At 67.6% G+C, this 25,242-nt stretch carries 26 protein-coding genes; 14 read left to right on the forward strand and 12 right to left on the reverse strand.

The annotated features are described in order from the left end of the window. Window positions 1-3 precede the first annotated feature (3 nt). A complete protein-coding gene (locus D6850_RS03315; protein ID WP_121163753.1) occupies window positions 4-1,203 on the forward strand; it encodes a class I SAM-dependent methyltransferase in 1,200 nt (399 codons plus the stop codon). Between the two features lie 9 nt (window positions 1,204-1,212). Here the strand turns inward: D6850_RS03315 and D6850_RS03320 are convergent, their stop codons facing one another. From D6850_RS03320 to D6850_RS03330, 3 genes are read right to left on the reverse strand one after another with little or no spacing between them, the layout of a single operon-like run. Further along, window positions 1,213-1,743, reverse strand: a complete 531-nt coding sequence (locus tag D6850_RS03320; protein WP_121163755.1) for an adenine phosphoribosyltransferase — start codon at window positions 1,741-1,743, stop codon at window positions 1,213-1,215. 16 nt (window positions 1,744-1,759) lie between these two features. Beyond that, the gene (locus D6850_RS03325) at window positions 1,760-2,389 is read right to left on the reverse strand and encodes a LysE family translocator (protein ID WP_121163758.1); all 630 of its coding nucleotides are present in this window, start codon (window positions 2,387-2,389) and stop codon (window positions 1,760-1,762) included. 21 nt (window positions 2,390-2,410) lie between these two features. Continuing rightward, window positions 2,411-3,301, reverse strand: a complete 891-nt coding sequence (locus D6850_RS03330) for an S-methyl-5'-thioadenosine phosphorylase (protein WP_121163760.1) — start codon at window positions 3,299-3,301, stop codon at window positions 2,411-2,413. A gap of 270 nt (window positions 3,302-3,571) precedes the next feature. Here D6850_RS03330 and D6850_RS03335 point away from each other — a divergent pair, with 270 nt between their 5' ends. Together D6850_RS03335 and D6850_RS03340 are read left to right on the forward strand one after the other, a co-directional pair. Beyond that, a complete protein-coding gene (locus D6850_RS03335) occupies window positions 3,572-5,182 on the forward strand; it encodes a SulP family inorganic anion transporter (RefSeq protein WP_121165060.1) in 1,611 nt (536 codons plus the stop codon). Window positions 5,183-5,215: 33 nt separating this feature from the next. Next, the gene (locus D6850_RS03340; RefSeq protein WP_121163762.1) at window positions 5,216-6,133 is read left to right on the forward strand and encodes an AEC family transporter; all 918 of its coding nucleotides are present in this window, start codon (window positions 5,216-5,218) and stop codon (window positions 6,131-6,133) included. Between the two features lie 66 nt (window positions 6,134-6,199). Here the strand turns inward: D6850_RS03340 and D6850_RS03345 are convergent, their stop codons facing one another. Then, window positions 6,200-6,784, reverse strand: coding sequence for a flavin reductase family protein (locus D6850_RS03345; RefSeq protein WP_121163764.1), 585 nt, complete (start codon window positions 6,782-6,784; stop codon window positions 6,200-6,202). Between the two features lie 92 nt (window positions 6,785-6,876). Between D6850_RS03345 and D6850_RS03350 the strand changes: the two genes are divergently transcribed. From D6850_RS03350 to D6850_RS03360, 3 genes are all read left to right on the forward strand, one after another. Continuing rightward, entirely contained in the window at window positions 6,877-7,362 is a 486-nt protein-coding gene (locus D6850_RS03350; protein ID WP_121163766.1) for a GNAT family N-acetyltransferase, read from the forward strand. Window positions 7,363-7,394: 32 nt separating this feature from the next. Continuing rightward, window positions 7,395-8,162, forward strand: coding sequence for an EcsC family protein (locus D6850_RS03355; RefSeq protein WP_121163768.1), 768 nt, complete (start codon window positions 7,395-7,397; stop codon window positions 8,160-8,162). A gap of 118 nt (window positions 8,163-8,280) precedes the next feature. Further along, window positions 8,281-9,078 (forward strand): VPLPA-CTERM sorting domain-containing protein, encoded by a 798-nt coding sequence (locus D6850_RS03360; RefSeq protein WP_121163770.1) that lies wholly within the window; start codon window positions 8,281-8,283, stop codon window positions 9,076-9,078. A gap of 55 nt (window positions 9,079-9,133) precedes the next feature. On the opposite strand, the gene ptsP is transcribed toward D6850_RS03360, so the two are convergent. The 5 genes from ptsP to D6850_RS03385 form a co-directional block, all read right to left on the reverse strand. After that, entirely contained in the window at window positions 9,134-11,377 is a 2,244-nt protein-coding gene (gene ptsP, locus D6850_RS03365) for a phosphoenolpyruvate--protein phosphotransferase (RefSeq protein WP_121163772.1), read from the reverse strand. A 57-nt stretch (window positions 11,378-11,434) separates the two neighbouring features. Then, window positions 11,435-12,673, reverse strand: a complete 1,239-nt coding sequence (locus D6850_RS03370; protein WP_121163774.1) for an aspartate kinase — start codon at window positions 12,671-12,673, stop codon at window positions 11,435-11,437. 111 nt (window positions 12,674-12,784) lie between these two features. Beyond that, window positions 12,785-13,579 (reverse strand): SDR family NAD(P)-dependent oxidoreductase, encoded by a 795-nt coding sequence (locus D6850_RS03375; protein ID WP_121163776.1) that lies wholly within the window; start codon window positions 13,577-13,579, stop codon window positions 12,785-12,787. After that, window positions 13,576-14,382, reverse strand: a complete 807-nt coding sequence (locus D6850_RS03380) for a shikimate dehydrogenase family protein (protein ID WP_121163778.1) — start codon at window positions 14,380-14,382, stop codon at window positions 13,576-13,578. The genes D6850_RS03375 and D6850_RS03380 overlap by 4 nt, the downstream gene beginning before the upstream one ends. A gap of 21 nt (window positions 14,383-14,403) precedes the next feature. Continuing rightward, window positions 14,404-15,279, reverse strand: coding sequence for a 2-hydroxy-3-oxopropionate reductase (locus D6850_RS03385; protein WP_121163780.1), 876 nt, complete (start codon window positions 15,277-15,279; stop codon window positions 14,404-14,406). A 138-nt stretch (window positions 15,280-15,417) separates the two neighbouring features. Between D6850_RS03385 and D6850_RS03390 the strand changes: the two genes are divergently transcribed. The 6 genes from D6850_RS03390 to D6850_RS03415 all read left to right on the forward strand — a co-directional run bounded on the left by D6850_RS03390 (window position 15,418) and on the right by D6850_RS03415 (window position 21,636). Then, window positions 15,418-16,185, forward strand: a complete 768-nt coding sequence (locus D6850_RS03390) for an HpcH/HpaI aldolase family protein (protein ID WP_121165062.1) — start codon at window positions 15,418-15,420, stop codon at window positions 16,183-16,185. 52 nt (window positions 16,186-16,237) lie between these two features. Then, entirely contained in the window at window positions 16,238-17,452 is a 1,215-nt protein-coding gene (locus D6850_RS03395; protein ID WP_121165064.1) for an NAD(P)/FAD-dependent oxidoreductase, read from the forward strand. Window positions 17,453-17,520: 68 nt separating this feature from the next. After that, a complete protein-coding gene (locus tag D6850_RS03400) occupies window positions 17,521-18,558 on the forward strand; it encodes an amino acid ABC transporter substrate-binding protein (protein WP_121163782.1) in 1,038 nt (345 codons plus the stop codon). A 68-nt stretch (window positions 18,559-18,626) separates the two neighbouring features. Continuing rightward, window positions 18,627-19,796, forward strand: coding sequence for an amino acid ABC transporter permease (locus D6850_RS03405; RefSeq protein WP_121163784.1), 1,170 nt, complete (start codon window positions 18,627-18,629; stop codon window positions 19,794-19,796). A 4-nt stretch (window positions 19,797-19,800) separates the two neighbouring features. Continuing rightward, window positions 19,801-20,877 (forward strand): amino acid ABC transporter permease, encoded by a 1,077-nt coding sequence (locus D6850_RS03410; RefSeq protein ID WP_121163786.1) that lies wholly within the window; start codon window positions 19,801-19,803, stop codon window positions 20,875-20,877. A gap of 9 nt (window positions 20,878-20,886) precedes the next feature. Then, window positions 20,887-21,636, forward strand: coding sequence for an amino acid ABC transporter ATP-binding protein (locus tag D6850_RS03415; protein ID WP_121163788.1), 750 nt, complete (start codon window positions 20,887-20,889; stop codon window positions 21,634-21,636). 23 nt (window positions 21,637-21,659) lie between these two features. Here D6850_RS03415 and D6850_RS19220 read toward each other — a convergent pair whose 3' ends face one another. Further along, a complete protein-coding gene (locus D6850_RS19220; protein ID WP_166433975.1) occupies window positions 21,660-22,454 on the reverse strand; it encodes a FadR/GntR family transcriptional regulator in 795 nt (264 codons plus the stop codon). A 226-nt stretch (window positions 22,455-22,680) separates the two neighbouring features. Between D6850_RS19220 and D6850_RS03430 the strand changes: the two genes are divergently transcribed. Both D6850_RS03430 and D6850_RS03435 read left to right on the forward strand, forming a co-directional pair. Beyond that, complete coding sequence (locus D6850_RS03430; protein ID WP_166433976.1) at window positions 22,681-23,418, forward strand: SDR family oxidoreductase; 738 nt, start codon at window positions 22,681-22,683, stop codon at window positions 23,416-23,418. 13 nt (window positions 23,419-23,431) lie between these two features. After that, window positions 23,432-24,187: an SDR family NAD(P)-dependent oxidoreductase gene (locus D6850_RS03435; RefSeq protein ID WP_206019193.1), complete on the forward strand. Its 756-nt coding sequence runs from the start codon at window positions 23,432-23,434 to the stop codon at window positions 24,185-24,187. On the opposite strand, the gene D6850_RS03440 is transcribed toward D6850_RS03435, so the two are convergent. After that, window positions 24,172-24,600 (reverse strand): ACT domain-containing protein, encoded by a 429-nt coding sequence (locus D6850_RS03440; protein WP_245964081.1) that lies wholly within the window; start codon window positions 24,598-24,600, stop codon window positions 24,172-24,174. The two genes, D6850_RS03435 and D6850_RS03440, sit on opposite strands and share 16 nt — an antisense overlap. Beyond that, a complete protein-coding gene (locus tag D6850_RS03445; protein WP_121163794.1) occupies window positions 24,590-25,234 on the reverse strand; it encodes an SDR family oxidoreductase in 645 nt (214 codons plus the stop codon). Before D6850_RS03445 ends, D6850_RS03440 begins: the two co-directional genes overlap by 11 nt. Window positions 25,235-25,242 lie beyond the last annotated feature (8 nt).

Genomic DNA, 25,242 nt, shown 5'->3' on the forward strand with positions numbered 1-25,242 from the left:
CGCATGAGCCAGGTCCGCGAACAGTACGAGGCCTATCCATACCCCGAACGCGACCCCGCGGACGAAGCGAAGCGCCTCGTCACCGGCTCGCCCTCGCACCCGCTCGAGATCGACCACTTCGTGTTCGGCGGACAGCGCGACTGGGCGCAGCCCTTCCGCGCGCTGGTGGCGGGGGGCGGCACCGGCGACGGGCTGATCCAGCTAGCGCAGATCCTCGCCCAGGCGGGCAGACCGGCCGAGATCACCTATCTCGACCTCTCGACCGCCGCGCGCAAGGTGGCCGAGGCGCGGGCGCAGGCGCGCAAGCTCACCAATATCCGCTTTCTCACCGGCAGCCTGCTCGACGCGCCCGACCTCGGGGCGTTCGACTACATCGACTGCTGCGGCGTGCTGCATCACCTGCCGGACCCGGCCGAGGGTTTCGCCGCCCTGCGCGCCGCGCTGGCGCCGGGGGGCGGCATGGGTTTCATGGTCTATGCGCCCCATGGCCGCGCAGGCGTCTACCCGTTGCAACAGGCCTTCGCCACGCTGCTCGGCGACATGCCGCCCGCGGCGCGGCTGAAGGCGGCGCGCGGGATCATGCGATCCGTCCCCGACGCCCACCCGTTCAAGCGCAACGCAATCGTCGGGGATCACAAGGACAGCGATGCGGGGTTCTACGATTTGCTTCTGCACTCGCAGGATCGTGCGTTTTCGGTGTCCGAACTGCTTGGCGTGATGGAGGCGACGGGCTGGCGGCTGAGCGGCTTCGCCATGCCCGCGCTCTACGAGCTGGAGCGGCTGACCGACATCAGGATTCCCGATCATCTCGACGCCGCCACCCGCATGGCGCTGGCCGAAAAGCTGCGCGGCACGATCAAGACGCATGTGGGCTACGCCGTGGCCAGTGACGCGCCGGTTGTGCTCGCGAGCGGGCGCAAGCTCGGACTGATCCCGCATATCCGGGGGATCGCGCCGCAAAAGCTCGCGCAGGGGATCGCGCAGGGGCAGCGGATCAAGCTGCCCTTCGCCGGGGTGGAAAGCCATCTGGAACTGGGCAAGGAAATCGCCCCGCTGATTGGCGCCATCAACGGCCGCCGCTCCCTGGCCGAGATCGCACGCGCGGCGCGCATCGACCCCGTGGGCATGGGCGCGCTCTGGGCGCGGGCCGACCGTGAGCTGACCAGCTGGGGGATGCTGCATTACTCGACTCTTTTGCGCTGAACGCCCGGGTCAGGCGCCGTCGAACGCGCAAAGCGCGCGCACGTCGAACCCGAGCGCCCTGAGCCGCGCGTTGCCGCCCAGATCCGGCAAGTCCACCACGAAGGCGCAGCCGACGATCCTTCCGCCCAGTCGTTCGACCAGGCGGATGCCCGCCTCGGCGGTGCCGCCGGTGGCGAGCAGGTCGTCGACCAGCAGGATCGTCTCGCCCGGCTGAAACGCATCCTCGTGCAGCTCGACCGTGGTGGCGCCGTATTCCAGCGTATAGTCCTGCGCGATCACCGCGCCGGGCAGCTTGCCCGCCTTGCGCACCGGCACGAACCCGGCGCCGATCTGGCGCGCCACCGCGCCGCCCAGGATGAAACCCCGCGCCTCGAGCCCCACGACCTTGTCGATGCCCTGGCCAGCGAAGGGTTGCGCCAGCTGATCCACCGCCATGCGAAACCCCTCCGGGTCGGCGAAGAGCGTGGTCACGTCGCGGAAAAGGATCCCTTCATGCGGGAAATCGGGGATCGTGCGAATGTAGTCCTGAACGGTTTTCATGGGCTGATCTCCCGGCTCATGAGGCGCGCCGCATCAGGGCCGTGGCCGCGCCCATCGCGATCAGCGCCATGCCGCCCGTCCGGGTGATCCAGGTGATCACAGCGGGCCGGCGGATCGCCCCGCGCAGCCGATCGGCGAGCAGCGCGTAGGCGAGCGCGTTTACCGCCGCGAGGCCCACGAACGTGACGATGAGGATCGCGAATTGCGGGGCAAGCGGCGCGTCGAGCGTGACGAATTGCGGCACGAAGGCGATGAAGAAGGCGATGGATTTCGGGTTGAGCGCCGTCACCGCCGCCATGTGCCAGAAGACGCCGCGCCCGCCCGACCGCGCCCCCGCGCGCCCCGCCTCGAGCCCGCCCGAGGGCGCGCTGCGCAGCAGCCTGACCCCGAGATAGACGAGGTAGGCCGCCCCGACCCATTTCAGAACGGTGAACAGCATGGCCGAGGCAAGCACCAGCGCGCCGAGTCCCGCCAGCGACGCGCTCATCGCCACGAGGTCGCCCGTCGCCACCCCGGCGGCCGAGACCAGCGCCACCCGTCGCCCGTGGCTCAGCGCGTAGGACAGCACGAGCAGAACGGTCGGGCCGGGAATGAGCAAGAGCGCGGTCGAGGCCGCGACGAAGGCGAGCCAGAGGTCGAGGGGCATGTGTTTCTCCTGTCCCGGGGGTTAGGTCGACGGCGGGTCCAGAACCCGTCCCGCCACCGCGTCGAGCCGCGCCACGAGGTCCGCATCACGCGCACCCGGCGCGGTCAGCAGGGCGTGCTCCAGCGCGCGGTCGCAGCCGCAGGGGCAGGGGGGGCGGTCCGGTTCGAGGCGCGCCGGCAGCCCGGCGATCATTTTGCAGCCCCTGGCGGCATTCTCCGTCAGCGTGGTGATGATTGCGGTCACGTCCACCTCGCCGTGGTCGGGATGCCAGCTGTCGTAATCGGTGATCATCGCCACGCAGGCATAGCAAAGCTCCGCCTCGCGGGCGAGCTTGGCTTCGGGCATCGCCGTCATGCCGATCACGTCGCAGCCCCAGACCTCTCGGTAAAGCCGCGACTCGGCCAGCGTGGAGAACTGCGGTCCCTCCATCGCGAGGTAGGTTCCGCCGTCATGCATCCGGGTGCCCGTGGCGCGGGCGGCCTCCGCGCAGGCCGCCGAAAGGCGCGCGCAGGTCGGGTTGGCGACGCTTACATGCGCAACGCAGCCGGCGCCGAAGAACGACGTCGCGCGCCCGCGCGTGCGGTCGATGAACTGATCGACCATCACGAAATCGCCCGGCGCCATCTCTTCGCGAAAAGAGCCGCAGGCGCTCACGCTGATCACGTCCGTCACGCCCAGCCGCTTCAGCGCGTCGATGTTGGCGCGGTAGGGGACTGACGAGGGCGAATGCACATGCCCGCGCCCGTGCCGGGGCAGAAAGGCGACGGGCGTCCCGTCAAGCGCGCCGGTCAGGATCGAATCCGACGGCGCGCCCCAGGGCGTGTCCACGCTGCGCCATTCCGCGTCGCGCAATCCATCCATCCCGTAGAGCCCCGATCCGCCGATCACGCCGATCATCATCCGGTTTCCCATTCGCACGCTCCGTTCGCTCGCCCGGGCGGAGTGTCGCGCGCCGCGGCCGGGATGGAAAGCGGGTTTTATAAGTGCCGATGGCGTATTCGGGGATTTCCAGGACATCGAAGGGCCTGTCTTCCCGATCGCGCCGCGCCGGGTTCTGGTCAAAGCCGGCGCGAGGATGTAGAGGGACGCTTCCTAACGGCACAACATGGAAATCGGATCCCCTTGAGACAAGCCATCCTCGCGGCCTTCGCCAGACGCATCAGCGCGCCCGATCTCGGCGTCATGCAAGACCAGTCCTTCACCCCCGCGCGCCTGCGGATCGAACTATTGTCGGGCCTCACCGTCGCGCTCGCGCTGGTGCCCGAGGCGGTGGCGTTCGCATTCGTCGCCGGGGTGCATCCGCTGGTCGGGCTTTACGCCGCCTTTCTCGTCGGGCTGGTCACCGCGCTGATCGGCGGGCGGCCCGGCATGATCTCGGGGGCGACAGGGGCGCTCGCCGTGGTGATGGTCAGCCTCGTGGCGCAGCACGGGGTCGAGTATCTTTTCGCCACGGTGGTTCTGATGGGGCTGTTGCAGGTCATGGCCGGCGTGCTGCGCTGGGGCAAGTTCATCCGGCTGGTGCCGCATCCGGTGATGCTGGGTTTCGTCAACGGGCTCGCCATCGTGATCTTCCTGGCGCAGATGGGCCAGTTCAAGGTGCCGGGCAGCATGGAGAACACCGGGCACGGCATGTCGGGGGGCGAATGGCTCGCCGGGCCGGAACTGGCGACGATGCTGGCGCTGGTGGCGCTGACGATGGCGATCATCTGGGTGATGCCGCGCGTCACGCGGGTGATCCCCGCGCCGCTGGCCGGCATCGGCGTGGTGGCGGCGCTTGTCATCGCGTTCGGCCTCGACGTGCCGCGGGTGGGCGACCTCGCCTCGATCCAGGGCGGCTTTCCGTCCTTCCACAACCCCTTCGGGGAGGGGACGGGGATCTACGGAACCGCGCTCGCGCCATTCAATCTCAGCACGCTCGAGATCATCCTGCCCTATGCCGTGATCCTCGCCGCCATCGGCCTTATCGAGAGCCTGCTGACCCTGAACCTCGTCGGGGAGATGACGGGCAAGCGCGGCGGGGCGAGCCAGGAATGCGTCGCGCAGGGGCTGGCCAACACGCTGACAGGATTCTTCGGCGGGATGGGCGGCTGCGCGATGATCGGGCAGTCGATGATCAACGTGAAATCGGGCGGGCGCACGCGCATCGCCGGCATCGCGGCGGCGCTTTTCCTGCTGGTCTTCATCCTCTACGCCGCGCCGGTGATCGAAATCATCCCGCTCGCCGCCCTCGTGGGGGTGATGTTCATGGTGGTGATCGGCACCTTCGCGTGGAACAGCCTGACGATCCTGCGCAAGGTGCCGCTGACGGACGCGCTGGTGATCGTGCTGGTGACGTTGGTGACGGTGAAATACGACCTTGCCATCGCCGTGATCGTCGGCGTCATCGTCTCGGCGCTGGCCTATGCCTGGAACAACGCCAAGCGCATCCAAGCGGTCGAGCGTCCCTCGGCGACCGAGGCCGGCGCCAAGGTCTACGAGATCGAAGGGCCGCTGTTCTTCGGCTCCGCCGAGGGGTTCGCGGAACTCTTCAACGTGCAGGACGACCCCGACACGGTCATCGTCGATTTCGCCCGCAGCCGCGTGGTGGACCAATCCGCGCTTCAGGCGATCGAGGCGCTCGCGCTGAAATACGAGGTGGCGGGCAAGCGGCTGATGCTGCGCCATCTCAGCCGCGACTGCCACCGCCTGCTGACCCGCGCGGGGCACCTGATGGTCGACAGCGACGACGATCCCGATTACGCCATCGCCGTGGATTACGGCGTGCGCACCGGCGTGCTGGGGGCGGGCCATTAGGCCCGGCTCGCGCGGCATGACGCATTTCCGCCGATGACCTTCTGGGCGATCCTCGCAGGGCTGGCGCCGTCCTTCCTGCTGGTCGGCCTCGGCGGGCTGGTGCGCGGGCGGCTCTCGGGGAACGCCTGGCAGGGGCTCGACCGGCTGAATTACGAGATCCTCTTTCCCGCGCTGCTCTTCGTGGCGGCGTCCTCGCGCCCGATCCCGCTCGATGCGGTGGCGACGATCGCGCCCGCCGTCTGGGCGATCCTGCTCTGCGGGCTCGTCGCGGGCTACGCCGCGCGGCGGTTCGGACCGCCCGCCTTCCTAGACTTCGCGGGCGCGTGGCAGACCGCGTGGCGCTTCAATTCCGCCATCGGCATCGTCGCGGCGGGGGCGCTGGGCGGGGCGGAGCCGGCGCTGATGGCCGTGACCATCGGGCTGGCCGTGCCGCTGGCCAATGTCTTCGCCGTCTCGGCCCTGTCGCGCGGCGGCGCGCTGGGGGCGGGGGCCACGGTCCGGCGGGTCGCGCTCAACCCGTTCCTGCTGGCATCGTTGGGCGGCGTTCTGGTCGGTTTGTCGGGCATTGCGCTGCCCGGCCTGCTGCTCGCGCCGCTGAGGCTGCTGGCGGAGGCGGCGATCCCGATCGCGCTGATCTCGGTCGGGGCGACGATGAACTGGCGCGCGCTGGCGCGGCTCGACCGGTTCGGCGGCACGCTTTGCGGCGTGAAGCTGCTGCTGCTGCCCGCACTGGTGGCCGGGCCGGCGCTGATCCTGGGCGCGACGGGGCCGTACGTGGCGACGCTCATGGTCTTCGCCGCGCTGCCGACCACCTCCTCGGCGCATGTGATCGCGACCGGGTTCGGCGCGGACCGCGCGCTCGCGGCGACGCTGGTGGCGCAATCGACGCTGCTGAGCGCGCTGACCCTGCCGTTCTGGATGACGCTGGCGCAGACGCTGTTCCTGCGCTGAATGGCGGGGCGTGACGACTTTTCCAGGAACCTTCGCAAGCTTCGCCGGGGAAACCTGCGCGCCGCTTCAATCTTCGGGCCGGTCGAGCGCGAAGACCTCGCGAACCGTGGTGTAGTCCTTGTATCCCAGCCGCGCGAGCGGGCGGAACGCGGTCACGTCAAAGCGCCCGTCGCGCAGGCAGTCGTCGCGGATATGCACGCCCGTCACCTCGCCGAAGATGGCGTAATTCGCGTCGCCCTCCAGTTCCAGGATACGGGTCATCCGGCATTCCAGCGCGGCGGGCGCGCCTTCGACGCGCGGGCAGTCGATCGTGGCGCAGGCGATCGCGGTCAGGCCCGCGCGGTCGAACTCGTCCGCGTCGCGGGACAGGGGAGCGGAACTGGCGTTCATAGGGTGCAGCATCTCGTGGCCGACGACGTTGGTGCAGAACACGCCGGTGTCGCGGATGTTGCGCAGCGTATCCTTGGCCCCGGTCGAGGCGAACATGACCTGCGGCGGCGCGTAGGCCACGGCGTTGAAGAACGAATAGGGAGCGAGGTTGCGCCCCCCGTCCGCGCCCCGGGTGGAAATCCAGCCGATCGGCCGGGGCGACACGATGGCGTTGAACGGATTGTGCGGCAGGCCGTGCCCGTCTTTTGGTTCGTAGAACATCGCCCGCGCAACTCCTCATCCGGTTTGTGCCGGGCATAGCGCCGTGCTACGCGCTTTGCCACCCGGAATCGGGCAGGACGGAGAGGGCGGGCGTGCTGGAGCTTTACGGCGAGACGGCGGATGACTGGTGGGAGGTCGAGGCGCTCTTCGATCTCTGCTTCGCGCCCGGGCGCGAGGCGCTGTCGTCCTACCGCCTCCGCGACGGCGCGCCCCCGGTCAAGGGTCTCAGCCTCGTGGCGCGCGACGACGGCGGCGCGCTGGGCGGGGCGATCCGCTACTGGCCGGTGCGCGTGGGCGGGGCAGGGGCGCTGCTGCTGGGACCGGTCGCGGTGCATCCGACGCGGCAGGGCGAGGGGCTGGGCGGCTTCCTCATCCGCGAGAGCCTTCAGCGCGCCGCCGATGCCGGCTGGACGCGGGTGATGCTGGTGGGGGACGCGCCCTATTACGGGCGGTTCGGCTTTGCCCGGCTCGACGGCGTGCGGATGCCGCCGCCGACCAACCCCGCGCGCGTGCTGGGCCGCGCGCTCGCGCCCGGCGCATGGGACGGGATCAGCGGTGAGGTGACGCGCGCCGCTTGAAATCGGGGACGGATGGACCGATCTTGATCTGCATGGATATTCTCGGCCCCCCCATCGATGATGCGGAAATCGAGGCGCGTCTAGACGCGCTGGCGCGGCGGCACGCGCGCGCCGGAAACCTCGGCATACAGGTGCTCAACGTCGTCGGCGGGCAGGCCGAGAAGCTGCTCGACCGGCTGCCCGCCGAGATCCGCAACCGGCTGGGCGACAGCACCGAACAGGCGTTGCGCCTCGCGATGAGCGCGGCGCAGGGATCGCGCGGAATGGTGGGCGGCCAGCCCGGCTGGCTCAACCGCGCGGCGACCACGGCGATGGGCGCGGCGGGCGGTTTCGGCGGCCTGCCGAGCGCGCTGGCCGAGCTGCCGATCACCACGACGATCCTGTTGCGCGCGATCCAGGACGTGGCCGCCGAACACGGCTTCGATCCGGCCGAGCAGGGGGTGCGTTTCGACTGCATCGAGGTTTTCGCCGCCGCCGGGCCGCTCGATCACGACGACGGGGCCGATCTCGCGTTCCTCAGCACGCGGGTCGCCGTCACCGGCAAATCATTGCAGTCCCTGATCAACCGGGTTGCGCCGCGGCTCGCCACCGTGCTGGGTCAGAAACTCGCGGCGCAGACGGTGCCGGTGCTGGGCGCGGCCGCGGGGGCGGCGACGAATTACGCTTACACCAGCTACTACCAGCAGATGGCGCATGTGCATTTCGGGCTGCGGCGCTTGGCGATCGAAGCGGACCGCGAACACGCAACGCTCGTGACCGCGTTCCGCGCCCGGGTGGAGACGCCGCCGATCACCCATTGATCGGGAAACAGATTGTTTCCACGTAGATGCCGCGATTCGCCGTCTCGCCGGATTTCTTTTATTTTGCCGCTCATCGGTCGCGTGATAAGATGCGGCGTCATTTTACGGAGAGAGTTTCATGAATCGTTTACTGATTGCAGCGCTGACAGGGACGGCCGTTGCCGCCGCCCTGGCCGCACCGGTTTCGGCGTCGACCTACAACATCACCATTCAGGGCACCGACGCCATCTTCCTGGCGGGCCGCACCGATCTGACCATCCCGGACCCGTCGGCGCCATGGGGCGACAACAATCCGGCGACCGATGACGGAATGCTGCGCCATGGCAACTCGACGCCCGAGGAGGCCAAGGAGACGCTTCCGCCCTCTCTTGGCGTGGCGGGCGGCGATATCGTCCGCGTGCTCGATCCGGTCTCGGGCGGGATCAACTTCTTCAACGGCAACCTGAACGGCTTCTTCGGCCCGGAAGGAAATTCGAGCCTGACCAGTTCGACGATCGCGGGTTTCGGCGGCATTTCCGGCTACAAGGGCACTCAGGGCGCTCTGGTGGGCGTGTTTCTGGACGGCAGCATCCCCTCGGGCGGCCCGATGCCCACGACGCTCGACTTTGCGGTGGTGGGAACAGACTTCGCCTCGCTCAGCCCGGGTCTCGGGCAGGTCTTCTTCATCGGGGACGGGCAGACCTCAGGCGGTGTCTTTCATGAGTTCGTGGCGCCGACCGGGGCGACTCGCGTTTTCTTCGGTGTGCCCGACGCTTTCGCCTTCAACGGCGTCCCCGGCGCCTATGACGACAACGACGGCAGCTACAAGATCCGCGTCGGCATCAACGCGATCCCGACGATCCCGCTGCCGGCGGGGGCGTTGCTGCTGATTTCCGCGTTGGGCGCATTCGGCCTGATCGGACGGCGCCGGGCCTGAGCGCGACGGGTCGTCATGTCCGAGGTCGCCGGTTCCCTCCCTGGGGTCCGGCGTCTCAGAATTTTCCGCGCAGGTATTCCATCACCGCCCCGCGCACCGACTGATCGCCCCGCGCTGTCGCCTCTTCGATGATGCGGTTCAGTTCGCGCAGGTCGGTGCGGCGCAGGATCGACTTGACCGGCCCGATGGAGGCCGGGCGCATCGACAGGTTGCGCAGTCCGATCGCGGCGAGGCAGGCCGCCTCGACCGGGCGCCCCGCGTCCTCGCCGCAGAAGCCAAGCGGTGTGCCCGACGCCTCGCAGCGCGCGACGATGCTGCGCAGAAAGGTCAGGAAACTGACGTTGAGCGTGTCGTAGCGGCGGCGCACGCGCTCGTTCTCGCGGTCGGCGGCGAAGAAGAACTGCTTGAGGTCGTTGCCGCCGATCGACAGGAAATCCACGTTCTCGTAAAAGCTGTCCGGCGCGAAGGCGAGGCTCGGCGTCTCGAGCATCGCCCCCAGCTCGAGCGTTTCGGGCAGCGGGTGGCCGAGGATGCGCTCGCGCGCCAGCGCCTTGTCCATCTCGGCGCGCGCGGCGTCGTATTCCGCCCGCTGCGCCACGAATGGGAACATCACCGAAAGCGGCCGGCCCGCCGCGCCGCGGATAAGCGCCTGAAGCTGCATCCGCATCACCCCCGGCTTGTCGAGGCCGACGCGCACCGCCCGCCAGCCCATCGCCGGGTTCGGCTCGTCCGTGGGCTTCATGTAGGCCAGAACCTTGTCCGACCCGATGTCGAGCGTGCGGAACACCACGCGCCGCCCGCCCGCGGCGTCCATGACGCGGGCGTAAAGCTCGCTCAGTTCGGCGCGTTTGGGCATGTGGCTGCGGATGAGGAACTGCAATTCCGTGCGGAAGAGCCCAACGCCCTCGGCGCCCGAACCCTCAAGGCTCGGCAAATCGGCCATCAGCCCCGCGTTCATGGTGAGCGAGATCGTCCGCCCGCACAGCGTCTTCGCCGGCTTGTCGCGGATCGAGGCATAGCGTTCCTGCGCCTTGGCCTGCATCGCCATCTTGTCGCGGAAGGCGGCGGCGATCGTGTCGCCCGGCCGCAGGTGCACGACGCCCTGGTCGCCGTCGACGAGGATCGGATCGCCGTTCAGCGCCTCCGTCGTGATGCGCCGCGCGTGGATCACCAGCGGGATCGCCAGCGCGCGCGCGACGATCGTGGCGTGAGAGCCAACCGCCCCCTCCTCGAGCACGATTCCCCGCAGCCGGCGCCCGTAGTCCAGGAGCTCGGCCGGCCCGATGTTGCGCGCGATCAGGATCGGATCGGTCGGCATGTCGACGCCGGCCTCGTTCCCCTGTCCGGTCAGGATGCGCAGCAGGCGGTTGGAAAGATCGTCGAGATCGTCCAGCCGGTGCCGCAGGTAGGCGTCGCTGACCTGGCTCATGCGGGCGCGCGCGGTCGATTGCTCTTTCTCGACGGCGGCCTCCGCGCTCAGGCCAAGCTGGATGTCTTCCTCCATCCGCCGCATCCAGCCCTTGGAGTTGGCGAACATGCGATAGGCCTCGAGCACCTCGAGCTGTTCCTTGTCGCCGCTGCGCGCGAAGCTCAGCATGCGGTCGACGCCGACGCGCAACTCCTCGACCGCGGCGTTCAGGCGCGCGATCTCCTGGTCGGGGTCCTCGGCGATAAGGTTGGTGACGACGACGCGCGGCTCATGCAGCCAGACATGGCCGCGCGCCGCGCCCTCCTGCGCGGTGGCCCCGCGGATGAGCACCGATTGCTGATGACGCGCCGACATCGCCGCGCCTTCGCCGACGAAGGCGCCCAGTTCGGCCATCTCGGCCAGCACCATCGCCACGACCTCGACGGCATAGACCTCTTCCTCGGAAAAATGGCGCGCCTCGCGCGATTGCACGACCAGCACGCCGAGCTTCTCGCCAAGCCGCTGCACCGGCACCCCCATGAACGAGGAATAGGCCTCTTCCCCGGTCTCGGCCATGTAGCGGAAACCGCGGGTCGCCGGCGCGTTGTCGGTGTTGAGCGCCCGCCCCGTGCGCGCCACGCGCCCGACCAGCCCTTCGCCCAGCTTCATCCGCGTCTTGTGGACGGCGTCCGGGTTCAGCCCCTCGGTCGCGCAGAGCTCAAGCGTGTCCTCGTCGCGAAAGAGGTAGATCGAGCACACCTCGGTGCGCATTTCCTCGGCGATGAGCCGGGTGATCTGATCGAGCCGCGTCTGCCCGCCCGCGTCCTCGGCCAGCACGGCGCGCAAACGGCCCAGCATCTGGCGGCTGTCGGTCTGGAATGTCTCGCTCATCTCGCCATCATTCCCCGGCCCATTCGCAGCGGCCCGGACCAAGGCGGCCCCGCGCGGTCAGGCCGCCTTGTCCAGCCCGAAGGCATCATGCAGCGCATGCACGGCGAGTTCCATGTATTTCCGGTCGATCAGCACCGAAATCTTGATCTCGGAGGTTGAAATGACCTTGATGTTCACGCCCTCGTCCCTGAGCGTGCGGAACATCTGCGCGGCGACGCCGGACTGGCTGCGCATGCCGATCCCGACGGCGGAAACCTTGGCCACGTCAGTGTCCGCGACCAGGTCGTGATAGTTGATCTCGCCCCGCTCGGCCGCGTCCTGGAGCGCCTTCTCGGCGCGTTTGACCTGCTCGGTGGGGCAGGAAAAGGTCATGTCGGTGCGTCCGTCTTCCGAGATGTTCTGCACGATCATGTCGACATTGACCCCCGCCTCCGAGAGCGGGCCGAAGATGGCCGCCGCGATGCCGGGGCGGTCGGCGACCGAGATGAGCGTCATCTTGGCCTCGTCCCGGCTGTAGGCGATTCCCGATACGACGTTGGATTCCATGATTTCCTCCTCGGCGCAGACGAGCGTGCCCGCGTCGTCCGACGGTTCCTCGAAACTGCTGAGCACGCGCAGCTTCACATTATAGCGCATGGCGAGCTCGACGGAACGGGTTTGCAGCACCTTGGCCCCGAGGCTGGACAATTCCAGCATCTCCTCGAAGGCGATCCGGTCCATCTTGCGCGCCTTGGACGCGATGCGCGGATCGGTCGTGTAGACCCCGTCCACGTCGGTGTAGATGTCGCAACGCTCCGCTTCGAACGCGGCGGCGAAGGCCACCGCGGTCGTGTCCGAACCGCCCCGCCCGAGCGTGGTGATCCGGCCCTCCGGGCTGACCCCTTGAAAGCCCGCGACCACGGCCACGCGCATACCCTCGGCGAACTTGGCGTTGATGTTGTCGGTCGGAATTTCCTCGATCCGCGCGGCGGAATGGGCCGAGTTGGTGCGTAGCGGCACCTGCCAGCCCTGCCAGCTGCGCGCCGGCACGTCCATCTGCTGCAAGGTCAGCGCCATCAGCCCGGCGGTCACGTTCTCGCCCGAGGACACCACGGAGTCGTATTCGCGCGCATCGTAAAGCGGGGCGATCTCGTTCACCCAGCCGACCAGTTCGTTTGTCCGGCCGGACATGGCCGAAACGATGACGATCACGTCGTAGCCCTTGGCCACCTCCACGCCTATGCGCTTGGCCACGCGGCGGATGCGGTCGAGATTGGCAACCGAGGTGCCGCCGAATTTCATCACGAGAACGGGCATCGTCCTGTCCCTTGCAGGTCTGTCGCGCGGGGTTTACGCGCGCGGGCCGGCGAGGGCAAGCGCCGGCTCTCGCGTGGGGGCGGAATGTCCGTCGCGCCGGGCGGGCGACGGCTATCCCTCGCGGATCGGATTGCCTTGCAGGTAGCTCGCGTAAGGCGCCTGGACGAGCCAGCCGGCATCGACCGGCAGGGTGACGCCGGTGATCGCCGCCGCGCGCCCGGAGCAGAGGAACTCCGCCGCCTCGGCCACCTCCTCGGGCTTGACGAAGGCGCGCAGCGCCGTGGTGGCGAGGATCGCCTCGGGGTTCCTCTCGCCTGCCGCGATCTTCGCCTTCAGCCCGTCGGAGATGGTGTAACCGGGCGCAACCGCGTTGACGCGCACCCCGTGCGGCCCCAGCTCGGCGGCGAGCATCTGCGTCAGCGCAAGCACCGCGTGCTTGCCCGGCGTGTAGGCGGGCAGGGACAAGGGCGCAAAGGATGCGAGCGAGCCGACGTTCAGGATCGCGCCGCGCCCCTCGTCGCGCATCATCCGGCCGAACGCCTGGCAGGCCAGCAGCGTGCCGCGGTAATTCGTCCGCCAGAGCGCCTCGTCCTCCTCGAGATCCTGGTCGAGCACACGGGTCCCGCTTTGCAGGACGCCGCCGCTGTTGACGAGGACATCCGCCGGGCCGAAGGCCTCGCGCGCCGCTCCGGCCAGCGCCTCCACCGATGCCGGATCGGCGAGGTCGGTCGCGACGAATCGCGCATCGCCCCCGGCCTCCCTGCAGGCTTCGGCCACCGCCGCGCCGCGCTCCGCGTTGCGCCCGGACACGATCACCCCTGCGCCGTCGCGGGCAAAGCGCAGCGCGATCGCCCGTCCGATCCCCGAGGTCGCCCCCGTGACAACGACCGCCCGCCGCGCGCTCATGGTTTCGGCCCGTTCAGAACGCCGAGACAGTCGCGCATCGCGGCCATCTGGCAATCCATCATCGGCTGGCCGTATTGCACCCGGCAGCCCAGTTCCGCTGCGTATTTCAGCAGCGGGGTTTCGCGCGGGTCCATGATGATGTCCACCACCGTCATCCCGGCGCGCAGCCCTTCGATGTCAAGCGGGTAAGGATCGTCCGCGCGCAACCCCATCGGCGTGGCGTTGATGGCGATCTCGCACCCCCTCGGGTCGGGCGGGCCGGGGCTGACGTCACACTCGGGAAAGGCCTGCGCGACAAGCCCGGCCAGCGTTTCGGCGCGCGCCGGGTCGATGTCGCTGATGGTGACCGCGCCCGCCCCCGCCTCGGCCAGGCAATAGGCGAGCGACGCGCCCGCCCCGCCCGCGCCGACCTGAAGGACGCTCTGTCCACGCACGCTGATGCCGGCCTGCGCCAGTCCGTCCATGAACCCGACACCGTCGAAATTGTCCGCGTGCCAGCGCCCGTCGGCCCCGCGAATCACCGTGTTGGCCGCGCCCACCCGTTCGGCGCGCGGATGCGCGGTAGCGCATTTCTGATAGGCGCGCTGCTTGAACGGGACCGAGATCACCATCCCGCGCAGGTTCTCCATCGCGCTCAGGCCGGCCCAGAGCGTGTCGAAATGCTCGGGCTTGCAGGTGACGGGGACCATCAGGCTGTCGAGCCCCTCTTGCTCCATCAGCGCATTGAACATGCCAGGTGACTTGGCGTGGCCGACCGGGTGGGCCAGCATCGCGAACACATCCGCCTTTCCGCTTCCGCGCATGATCCCGCTCCTTTTCCCGCGTTATCCGATGGAATGATTCGCCAGCCGCTCGAGCGCGCGCACGAGGCCGGAATGGTCCGCATCCGATTCGCCCTGCGCCGCGCAGGCGTTCATCAGCTCCTGCGCGGTGGCGGTGTTGGGCAGCGCCACCTTCAGGCTGCGCGCGCTCTGCAACGCAAGGTTCAGGTCCTTCTGGTGCAGCCCGATACGGAAACCCGGTTCGAACGTCCGCTTGATCATTCGCTCGCCATGCACCTCGAGGATCTTCGACGACGCGAACCCGCCCATCAGCGCATCGCGGACCTTCGCCGGATCGCAGCCCGCCTTGCTGGCGAAGACCAGCGCCTCGCTCACCGCCTCGATATTGAGCGCGACGATGATCTGGTTGGCGATCTTGCAGGTCTGCCCCGCGCCGGCGTTCTCGCCCACGAGCGTGATGTTCTTGCCCATCGTCTCGAACAGCGGCTTCGCGCGCTCGAACGCCGCCTGCGCGCCCCCGCACATGATGGTGAGCGTCGCGTTCTTCGCGCCGACCTCGCCGCCCGACACCGGCGCGTCGACCCAATCGACGCCCTTGTCGGCAAAGGCCTGCGCCATCTGCGCGGTCTCGATCGGGCTGATCGAACTCATGTCGATCATCAGCTTGCCGCTGTCCATGCCCGCCAGCACGCCGTTCTCGCCCATCAGCACCCGCTCCACGTCGGGCGTGTCCGGCAGGATGGTGATGACGACCTCGGCCTTGGCCGCCACCTCGGCGGGGGTGTCGAGCACCTCGGCCTCGATCCCCTCCGGCAGGGGCGAGCGGTTGAGCGTGGTGATGATCTGGTGTCCCGAGTCTTGCAGGTTGCGCGCCATCGGGGCGCCCATGACGCCCAGTCCGATGAATCCGATCCGCATATCTTTTCTCCTTATCCTCGCGCCAGTCGGCCGCGCGACGGCGCAGTGGCGACAAATCAACTCTGGACAAACAAATATCATACATCATACGAATTCAACCAGACTGTAATCAACGACCGGCGCAAATCGGGGGGAATCATGCAGGAACGACGCAATTCGGTGAAAGAGGCGCTGGCGCAGGGTCAGACCCAGCTCGGCCTCTGGTGTTCGCTCGGCTCGGCGCTGGTGACCGAGGTGATGGCCGGGTCGGGCTGCGACTGGCTGCTGATCGACGCAGAGCACAGCCCCAACGACCTTCTCAGCGTGGTCGCGCAATTGCAGGCCGTGGGCGCCGATGACGTGGAGGCCTGCGTGCGCCTGCCCGAGGACAACCCGACGCTGGTCAAGCAGTTCATGGACGCCGGCGCGCGCAGCCTGATGATCCCCAACGTGAAGACCGCCGAACAGGCCCGCCAGATCGTCGCGAGCGCGCGCTACGCGCCCGAGGGCGTCCGCGGCTTCTCGGTCGGGCACCGGGCCAACCGGTTCGGGCGGGTCAAGGATTATCACGCCAACGCGCCGCGCAACCAGATGCTGATCCTCCAGATCGAATGCAAGGAAGGCGTCGCCAACGCGTCCCAGATCGCCGCGGTCGAGGGCGTCGACGTGCTCTTCGTCGGTCCCGGCGATCTTTCGACCAACATGGGCGCGATGCACAATGCGGGCGCCGACCACGTGCAGCAGGCGATCGGAAGCGTGCTGAAAGCCGCGCAGGACGCAGGCAAGGCCGCCGGGATCCTCGCGCCCATGCAGGCGGATGCGGAGCGTTACATCGCGGATGGCTTCACCTTCGTCGCGGTGGGCGCCGATCTCGGGCTGGTCGCGCGCGGCTCTGACGCGCTGATCGCGCATTTCCGCAAGGGCTGAACGTGGCGAATCGTCGCAGAGGCGCCCCGGCGGGCATGGGAAAGGAATGATCATGGCGATCCCGGCATACAAACCCCCGCGCGCCAACCGCTACGACGTTGTCATCGTCGGCGGCGCGGTGATCGGGTCGTCCATCGCCTACTGGCTGACCGACGCGGGTTTCGACGGCGCGATCCTCGTGGTCGAGCGGGACAGTTCCTATGAATTCTCCTCGACCGCGCTCAGCACCAGCGCCATCCGGCAGCAGTATTCCAACCCGATCAATATTCGCATCAGCCAGTTCGGGGTCGAGTTCATCGAAACCTTCCGCGACCGCATGCGCCCCTTTTACGAGGGCGAGGCCGCGCCCGATCTCGGCTTTCGCGAACACGGCTACCTCTACTGCATCCCCCCCGAAGGGGTCGAGGCGGCCCGCGCGCGGGTGGACCTGCAACGCGCGCATGGCGCGCATACCGTCTTTCTCGAGCCCGGCCCGCTGAAGGACCGCTTTCCCTGGCTCAATGTCGACGACCTCGGCGGCGGCTCATGGGGGGCGCGGGCCGAAGGGTGGTTCGATTCGGTCGGGCTGATGAACGGATTCCGCCGCGCCGCGCGCCGTAACGGCGCGGAATATATCGACAATCAGGTCACGGCGCTGACCCGCGACGGCGACCGCGTGACCTCCGTCACCCTCGCCACCGGCGAGGTGGTGGAGTGCGGCGTCGTGGTCAACGCCGCCGGGCCGCGCGCCGCCCGCGTCGCGGACATGGCCGGCCTCTCCATCCCCGTGGAGCCGCGCAAGAGGCACAGTTTCGTCTTCGCCAGCGCGACGCCGATTCCGGGACGCATGCCCAACGTCATCGATCCCGTCGGCGCCTTCGTGCGCCCCGAACATGACCTGTTCCTGACCGGCAACACGCCCACCCCGGACGGCCCCGCCGACACCGAGGATTTCGAGACCAAGCATGACGAGTTCGAAGACTACATCTGGCCCGCGCTCTATAACCGCATCCCGCAGTTCGACGCGCTCAAGGTGCGCCAGTTCTGGACCGGGCATTACGCCTACAACACGCTCGATCACAACGCCATCGTCGGCTTTCACCCCGAAGTGGGCAACTTCGTCTTCGCCAACGGTTTTTCCGGGCACGGCCTGCAACAGTCCCCGGCGGTCGGGCGCGGCGTGGCCGAACTGATCGTGCACGGAAGCTACCGGACGCTGGACCTTACGCCGCTCGGCTTTGATCGCATCGTGAGGAACGAGCCGTTTCTCGAGGAAGCGGTAATATGAACATTTGCAGGTGAACTTGTAATATGTATGATAAGATGAAACCGGGCCATAGCAGAGGAGGAGATTGCATGACACGGAAATTGTTTGCCACATTGGGGGCCGCCACGCTGATGGCGGCGGGGCTGGCGCTACCCGCCCAGGCCGAGGACGGCCCGACGCTGAAAGAAGTGAAGGAGCGCGGCCAACTGAATTGCACCGGCCATAACGGCTCTTATCTCGGCTTCGCCGAGGTGGACGACAAGGGCAACTGGACCGGGCTCGACATCGACCTGTGCCGCGCCGTTTCGGTGGCGATCTTCGGCGATGACGATTCGCTCAACGTCGTCCCGGTAAGCTGGGCGCAACGCTGGCCCTCGCTGCAATCGGGCGATGTGGACGTGGTGATCAAGGCTTCGGGCGGCACATTCAGCCGCGACAACGAACTCGGCCTGCAATTCTCGCGTCCCTATTACCTCGGCACCACCGTGGTGATGGTTCACAAGGATCTCGGCGTGACCGAGGTGGCCGAACTCGACGGCGGTTCGGTCTGCATCCCCGCGGGCACCACCATCGAACGCCAGGTGGCGGCTTACGCCGACCGCAAGGGCATCACGGTCGAGCCGGTGCTCTTCGAGAAGACCGAGGAACTGCGCGAGGCCTATTTCTCGCGCCGCTGCGACGCATACGCGCAGTGGGGCCCGGTCACCGGCATCGCGCGCGCCGTCGCGGACAACCCCGAGGATCACATCATCCTTGACGACGTGCTCGCGCTCGAACCCGAGGTGGCGATCATGCGCCAGGGCGACGACCGCTGGATCGACCTCGTGAACTGGGTGTTCTCCGCGCTCTGGTTCGCCGAACAGGAGGGCGTCACCTCCGCGAACGTGGACGAGATGAAGGCCAACCCGCCGACATCCGAAGTGGGCAAGATGCTGGGCGCGACGCCGGGCATCGGCGGCCCGCTCGGGCTCGAGGACGACTGGGCCTACAACGTCATCAAGAACGTCGGCAACTATGGCGAAATCTTTGCCCGCAACATCGGCGAGGAGTCGCAGTACAAGATGCCCCGCGGCCTCAACAAGCTGTGGAACGAGGGCGGCATCCACTACCCGATGGTCTTCGATTGATCTAAACCACTGATGCGGCCCCGCCCGACGGGTGGGGCCGTTTCCGTTTCCACGCCCCGGAATAGCCCATGATCCGCCTCTGGAACAACCTGAAGCTGCGCAACACCGCGTTGCAGGTCGCCTATGTCGGCGGGTTCGTCGCGCTCGTCCTCGGCATGGCGCTGGTCGCGCGCGCCAATCTCGACGAGTTGGGGATCATCTCCGGCTTCGATTTCCTGTTCAAGTCGACGGGCTGGAAGGTCAGCTTTTCGCTCATCGAATTCACCGCCAGCGACCCCTATTGGCGCGTCCTGCTGGTGGGGTTCCTCAACACGCTGTTCCTCGCCGCGATCGGCCTCGTCCTCGCCACCGTGATCGGCGTGATCGTGGGCATGGCGCGCACCTCGTCCAACGATCTCGCCCGCCTGCTGGGCGCGATCTACGTCGAGACGTTCCGCAACGTGCCGCTCATTCTCCAGGTGTTCTTCTGGTACGCGGTCTTCACCCGTTTCCCCGGACCGCGCCAGGCGATTTCGCTCGCCGACGGCATGTTCCTGTCGAGCCGGGGCATATACGTGCCCGGCCTCAACATCACCGGGCTTTCCGCATTCCTCGGGATCGTGGTCTTCCTCGCGGGGCTGGGCGTGATCGTCTGGATCACCGCCGCGCAGCGGTTCCGCCGGATGGAGCCGGCGCGCAAGACCCGGCTGCGCCTGCTCATCCTCGCCGCGGCGGCGCTGCTCATGGCCGCGATCTTCTGGCTCGGGCGGCTTCCGGACACCCCGCTCGTCAGCATTCCCGCGCTCAAGGGGCTGAATTATCGCGGCGGCGTGCGGGTCTCGACCGAGCTCACCGCGCTGGCGGTGTCCATCGCCATCTACGGCGGCTCCTACATCGCCGAGATCGTGCGCGGCGGGTTCAAGGCCGTGGGCCGCGGCCAGATCGAGGCGGCGCAATCGGTCGGTCTGTCGGCCTGGCAGGTGTTCAGCCGCGTGCGCTTTCCGCTGGCGCTGCGCGCGATGATGCCGATCCTGACCAACCAGTATATCTGGCTGGTCAAGGCGACGACGATGGGGATCGCCATCGGGTTCGCCGATTTCTTCATGGTGGTGTCGATCTCGATCAACCAGTCGGGCCAGACGCTCGAACTGATCGGCATCCTGATGGCGGGCTTCCTGCTCATAAACTTCACGCTGGCGGCGGTACTGAACCGCATCAACCGCGCGATCGCCCTCAAGGGCGACCAACTGAGAAGCTGAGCGCATGGCGATAACGGCGCAAATCGAACGCGAGGGCCTGCTGGCGGTGATCCGGCGGCGGTATTTCTCGTCCCTGTCCAACGCGATCCTGTCGATCGTCAGCTTCGCGCTGCTGGCCTACATCTTCTGGACCGTGTTCGACTGGGCGATCCTGTCGGCGGTGTTCTCGGACGCGGGCGGCCCCGAGGCCTGCCAGCAGACCGACGGCGCCTGCTGGGCGGTGATCGATTCGCGCTGGCGGCTGATCCTCTTCGGCCTCTACCCGCACGAAGAGCACTGGCGCTCGGGCCTCGCCTGCATCGTCGTGGTGCTGATGACGGTGCTGAGCTGCATCCCCCGCTTCTGGAGCGGCAAGGCCATCTCGATCATCTGGATCGGCGGCTTCGCGACCTTCTACTTCCTGATGAAGGGCGGGATCTTCGGCATGCCGCTGGTGGACGAACAGCAATGGGGCGGGCTGTCGCTCACCGTGTTCATCTTCGTCTCCACCGCGCTGGTGGGCATGCCGCTGTCGATCGTGTTCGCGCTGCTGCGCCGCTCCGAGCTGCCGTGGATTTCGCGGCTGACCGGGCTCATCATCGACTCGGTGCGCTCGCTGCCGCTGCTCACCATCCTCTTCACCTTCGCGGTGGTGCTGCCCTTCGTGCTGCCCGACTGGGCCTCGGGGGACAAGCTCTACCGCGTGATCCTCGGCTCGGCCCTGTTCTTCGCCGCCTACCAGGCGGAAATCATCCGCGGCGGCATGCAGGCGGTGCCCAAGGGGCAGGAGGAGGCGGCCAAGGCGCTGGGCATCCGCTACGGCGCGCGCATCCGGCGCATCCTGCTGCCCCAGGCGTTCAAAAGCGCGCTGCCCGCCACGATCAACCAGTTCGTGATCACCTTCAAGGAAACCTCGCTGGTGATCATCATCGGCTTCTTCGAGATCCTCGCCTCGGGGAACGCCGCCTACGGGCGGGGCGAATGGACCTTCGCCTATGTCGAGGTCTACACATTCATCGCGCTGATCTACTTCGCGTTCGTCTTCTCGCTGTCGCGCTACGGCGCCTATCTCGAGCGACGCATGGATATCGGGGACAGATAGGACTGGGCAATGACGCAAAGCAACGAACCGGCCATCGTCATTCGTGGCATGAACAAGTATTACGAGGCGTTCCACGCGCTCAGGGACATCGACCTCACGGTCGAGCAGGGCGAACGCATCGTCATCTGCGGCCCCTCGGGATCGGGCAAATCGACGCTGATCCGCTGCATCAACCGGCTCGAAGAGCACCAGAGCGGCGACATCGTCGTGCTGGGCACCAGCCTTGACGACAACGTCGCCAATATCGACGGCGTCCGCCGCGAGGTCGGCATGGTGTTCCAGCATTTCAACCTCTTCCCGCACATGACCGTGCTCGAGAACTGCGCGCTGGCGCCGATGCTGGTGCGCAAATGGTCGCGCGCCCGGGCCGAGGAAATGGCGATGCAATACCTCGAAAAGGTCCAGATCCCCGAACAGGCCGAGAAATTCCCCGGCCAGCTTTCGGGCGGGCAGCAGCAGCGGGTCGCCATCGCGCGCGCGCTCAGCATGCAGCCCAAGGTGCTGCTCTTCGACGAACCGACCTCGGCGCTCGATCCGGAAATGATCTCGGAGGTGCTCGACGTGATGGTGTCGCTCGCCAAGGAGGGCATGACGATGCTTTGCGTCACGCATGAAATGGGTTTCGCGCGGCAGGTGGCCGACCGGGTGATCTTCATGGACCGGGGCGAGATCATCGAACAGAACGCCCCCGAGGAGTTCTTCGGCAACCCGCAGAACGAACGCACGCAGAAATTCCTGTCCCAGATCCTCGGCCACTAGGGCGGGGCGCGCCGGGGCGCGACTCAGGTCGCGGGCGGATCGTCCGGGCCGGGGCCGGCATCCTTCAGGAAATCCATGATCCTGATGTCGTCGTCGCCGACCCGGTCCTTCAGCCCCACCTTGCGCGATAGCGCGCGCAGCCGCTCGAGGCTGTTCCGCAGATGCAGGCGCATCGCGGCGCGCGCCGCCTCCGGATCGCGGTTCTCGATGGTGACGACGATGGCCTCGTGCTCATCGTGGATCGCGATGTAATAGTCATCCTTGAATTCCTGCGACACCAGCGCGCTGAGCTGGAACCGCCGGGTGAAGGTCGGCTCGAGGAATTTCAGGAAGCGGTGAAAATAGGGATTCTGCGTGCCCTGGGCGATCGCGAGGTGAAATTCGAAATCGTAATGCACTTCGACGCTCTCGGGATCCATGTGCCGCGCGTCGACCTCTTCCATCACGCGGCGGATCTGCACGGCGTCCGAATCGCTGCGCCGCTCCGCGCAGAGGCTGGCGGATTCGACCTCGATCGCGAGACGCAGTTCAAGAATCGCGATGGTTTCCGGCAAGGTGTTGAGCGCGTCCGCGTCCAGCTTGAACCTTGACGAAAACGGATATTCCGCCACGAACATGCCTCGTCCCTGGCGCGACACCAGCAACCCGTCCGAACGCAGCTGCGCCACAGCCTCGCGCACCACGGTGCGGCTGACCTCGAACTGCTCGCAGAGCTCGGATTCCGTCGGTAGCTGCTCATTGGGCTGCAAAGCGCCGTCCAGAATTTTCTTGGACAGCTCTTCCGCGACGATCGTCGTCAGTGTCTTGCGGCGCGCCATACTATTCCCTCCCCAGGCAAGGCTAACACACACGATCCTCCCGTTCGGCGCGAAAGCCATGCTTTTCAATACCGGGCGAACGGCAGGTTTGCCAATCTCGCGTTTCCCGCGTGGACCGAAGCCCGGCGCGCGCGGCGGAAAATTCATGGCTGCCCGGTTCACAAAACTTGCGTCACGGCGATTTTCGTATGATGTATGATAAATGAAAGCAGAAGGAAAAACCACCATGCGCAACATACTGATTACCGGGGCGACCAGCGGCGTTGGCCGCGCGCTGGTCGAGAAGATGTCGCGCACCGACCGGGTGATCTGCGCCGGGCGCAACCGCGACGTCCTGGATGCGCTGGCGAAGATCGACGGGGTGGCGGACACGGTCAGCTGCGACCTTGCCGACCCCGCCGCCTGCCGCGCGCTGCTCGAGGGGCGCGTGATCGACGTGCTGGTGAACAACGCGGGCGTGCTGCCGTCGCGCGAAGGCTTCGCCGACTTGCCCGTTGACGCCATCGACGCGATGGTCGACGTGAACTTTCGCGGGGTGGCGCATCTCACCCAGGCCGCGCTGCGCCAGATGCAGGTCAGGGGGCAGGGGCATATCGTCTTCGTCGGCTCCAGCGCGGGCCGCTTCCCGCATCCCGGCGCCACCGTTTACGGCGCGTCCAAGGCGGCGGTGTCGCTGTTCGCCGACGCGCTGCGCGCGGAACTGGCCGAATGGCGCATCCGCGTGACCGAGGTGGCGCCGGGGCGCACCCGCTCCAACCTCTACCGCGACGCGATCAATGACGCCTCGGACGAACTCTACGACGCGTATGAGCCGCTCGAACCCGGCGACGTCGCCGACGCCATCGCCTACGCGCTGAACGCGCCGGCGCACGTGGACGTGTCGCGAATCGAGATCATGCCGATCGGGCAGGTCGCGGGCGGCGGGCGCACCCTCCGCCGCGACGAGATGAAAACCGTCAAGTGAAAGGAAGAAACTCATGGAAATGAAAGGGCTGTGCGTCGCCATCGTGGGCGGCGGTTCGGGCTTCGGACGAGAGATCGCGCTGATGATGGTCGAACAGGGCGTCGAGGCGCTGGCGATCATCGACGCCAACGCGGCCGCCGCCGCCGAAACCTGCGATCTGATCGCCAACCACGGCGGCGCGGGGCATGCGATCCACGCCGATATCGCCACGATGGGCCCCGCCCATGCGGGCTTTGACCAGGCGGTGCAGGCGATGGGCCGGGTCGACAGCCTCGTCAACTGCGCCGCCGTCTATCCGCGCGCGCCCCTGATGGAGATCACCGACGAGCAGTGGGATCTCGAGAACGCGATCAACATCAAGGGCACCTACCACATGTGCGTCGCCGCGATCCGGCACATGCAGACCCGCGCCAACGGTCGCGACGTCGCCGGGCGGATCGTCAACATCACCTCGGTCGACGCCTTCAAGGCGCATCCGCAGAACGCCCATTACGCCGCGACCAAGGCGGCGGTGGTCAGCCTCACGCGCTCCTTCGCGATCCACGTCGCCTCCGATCAGATCCTGGTGAATTCGGTGGCCCCCGCGGGCATGGCGACGGAAAAGGCGAAATCGCTGGGGTTCCTCGGGGAACTGGCGGCGGCCAACCCGCTGGGCCGCGCGGCCGAGCCGCGCGAGATCGCGGAATTCGTGCTCATCGCGGCGTCGAACCGGAACACCTACATGACCGGCGAGCAGATCATCGTCTCGGGCGGCTACGTCTGCGCCTGACCCCCGGCGCTCAGCCCGGCCAAAACCCGCATCGCGTCTTCGGCGCGGTCTTCGGGGACGAACAGGTGATCGTGGTGGAACCCGGCGACCGGGTTCACACCCATGCCTTCGGCGGCCAGCGCGCTTGCGACATGGGCGATGAACCCCACCGCCTCGAGCGCGGAGTGCACGTTGAGCGTGATCATCCGCGCCGGGAACGCATGGGCGATCCCCGCGACCTCGGCCTCATCCCGCCTGAGAATCAGCGTCGTGCCCTCGGCCTCCTCGAACGTCATGAGCGGGCGCAACCCCGTCGGAACCCTGCGGCTGGCCAGCGTGCAGAACACGTAAACCTCCGGCGCCAGCACCGGGTCCATCCCCGCCAGCAGCACGGCAAGGTCGCGCTCGCCCCCCGGCGGCGCGTCAGAAGTCAAGCACGCGCCCGTCCCATGTCAGAAACGCCCCCGTCATCGCGATGTTGAGCGCATCGAACTGCATCACGAGGCCGCTCGCCGCCTCGGCCGGCTCGATCGCGGCGCCGCCGCCGCCCATCTCGGTGCGCACCCAGCCGGGATGATAGACGCCCACCGCGATATGCGCGTCCCGCAGATCGACGGCGAGGTTGCGCCCGAGGTTCAGCACCGCCGCCTTGGAGGCGCGATAGACGTAACTCCCGCCCGATGCGTGCGCGTCGCTCGCCATGACGCTCGAGAGAATGGCGATCTTCGGCCGCTCCGCGCGGCGCAGATGCGGCAGCAGCGCCTGCACGGTCAGGAACACGCCGGTCACGTTGACGGCAAAGGTCCGCGCCCAGAGATCGGGCGCATATCCGGTCTGGATTGATTCGCCCTTGTCGAGGTAAACCCCCGCGTTACAAACCAGCAGATCGACGGGTCGCTCGCCCAAGGATTCGGCGAACGCCGTGACCGAGGCCGGATCGCTCACGTCCAGCGGAGCAAGGCCGCCTTCATCCCGCGCGGTTCCGGTGACCTCGTCGCCGCGCTCCACAAAGCGGGCCGCGATTTCCTTACCGATCCCGCGGTTCGCTCCGGTGATGACGACATGCATGGCCCGCT

The sequence above is a fragment of the Roseovarius spongiae genome, from assembly GCF_003651245.1.
GTDB lineage: Bacteria > Pseudomonadota > Alphaproteobacteria > Rhodobacterales > Rhodobacteraceae > Roseovarius > Roseovarius spongiae.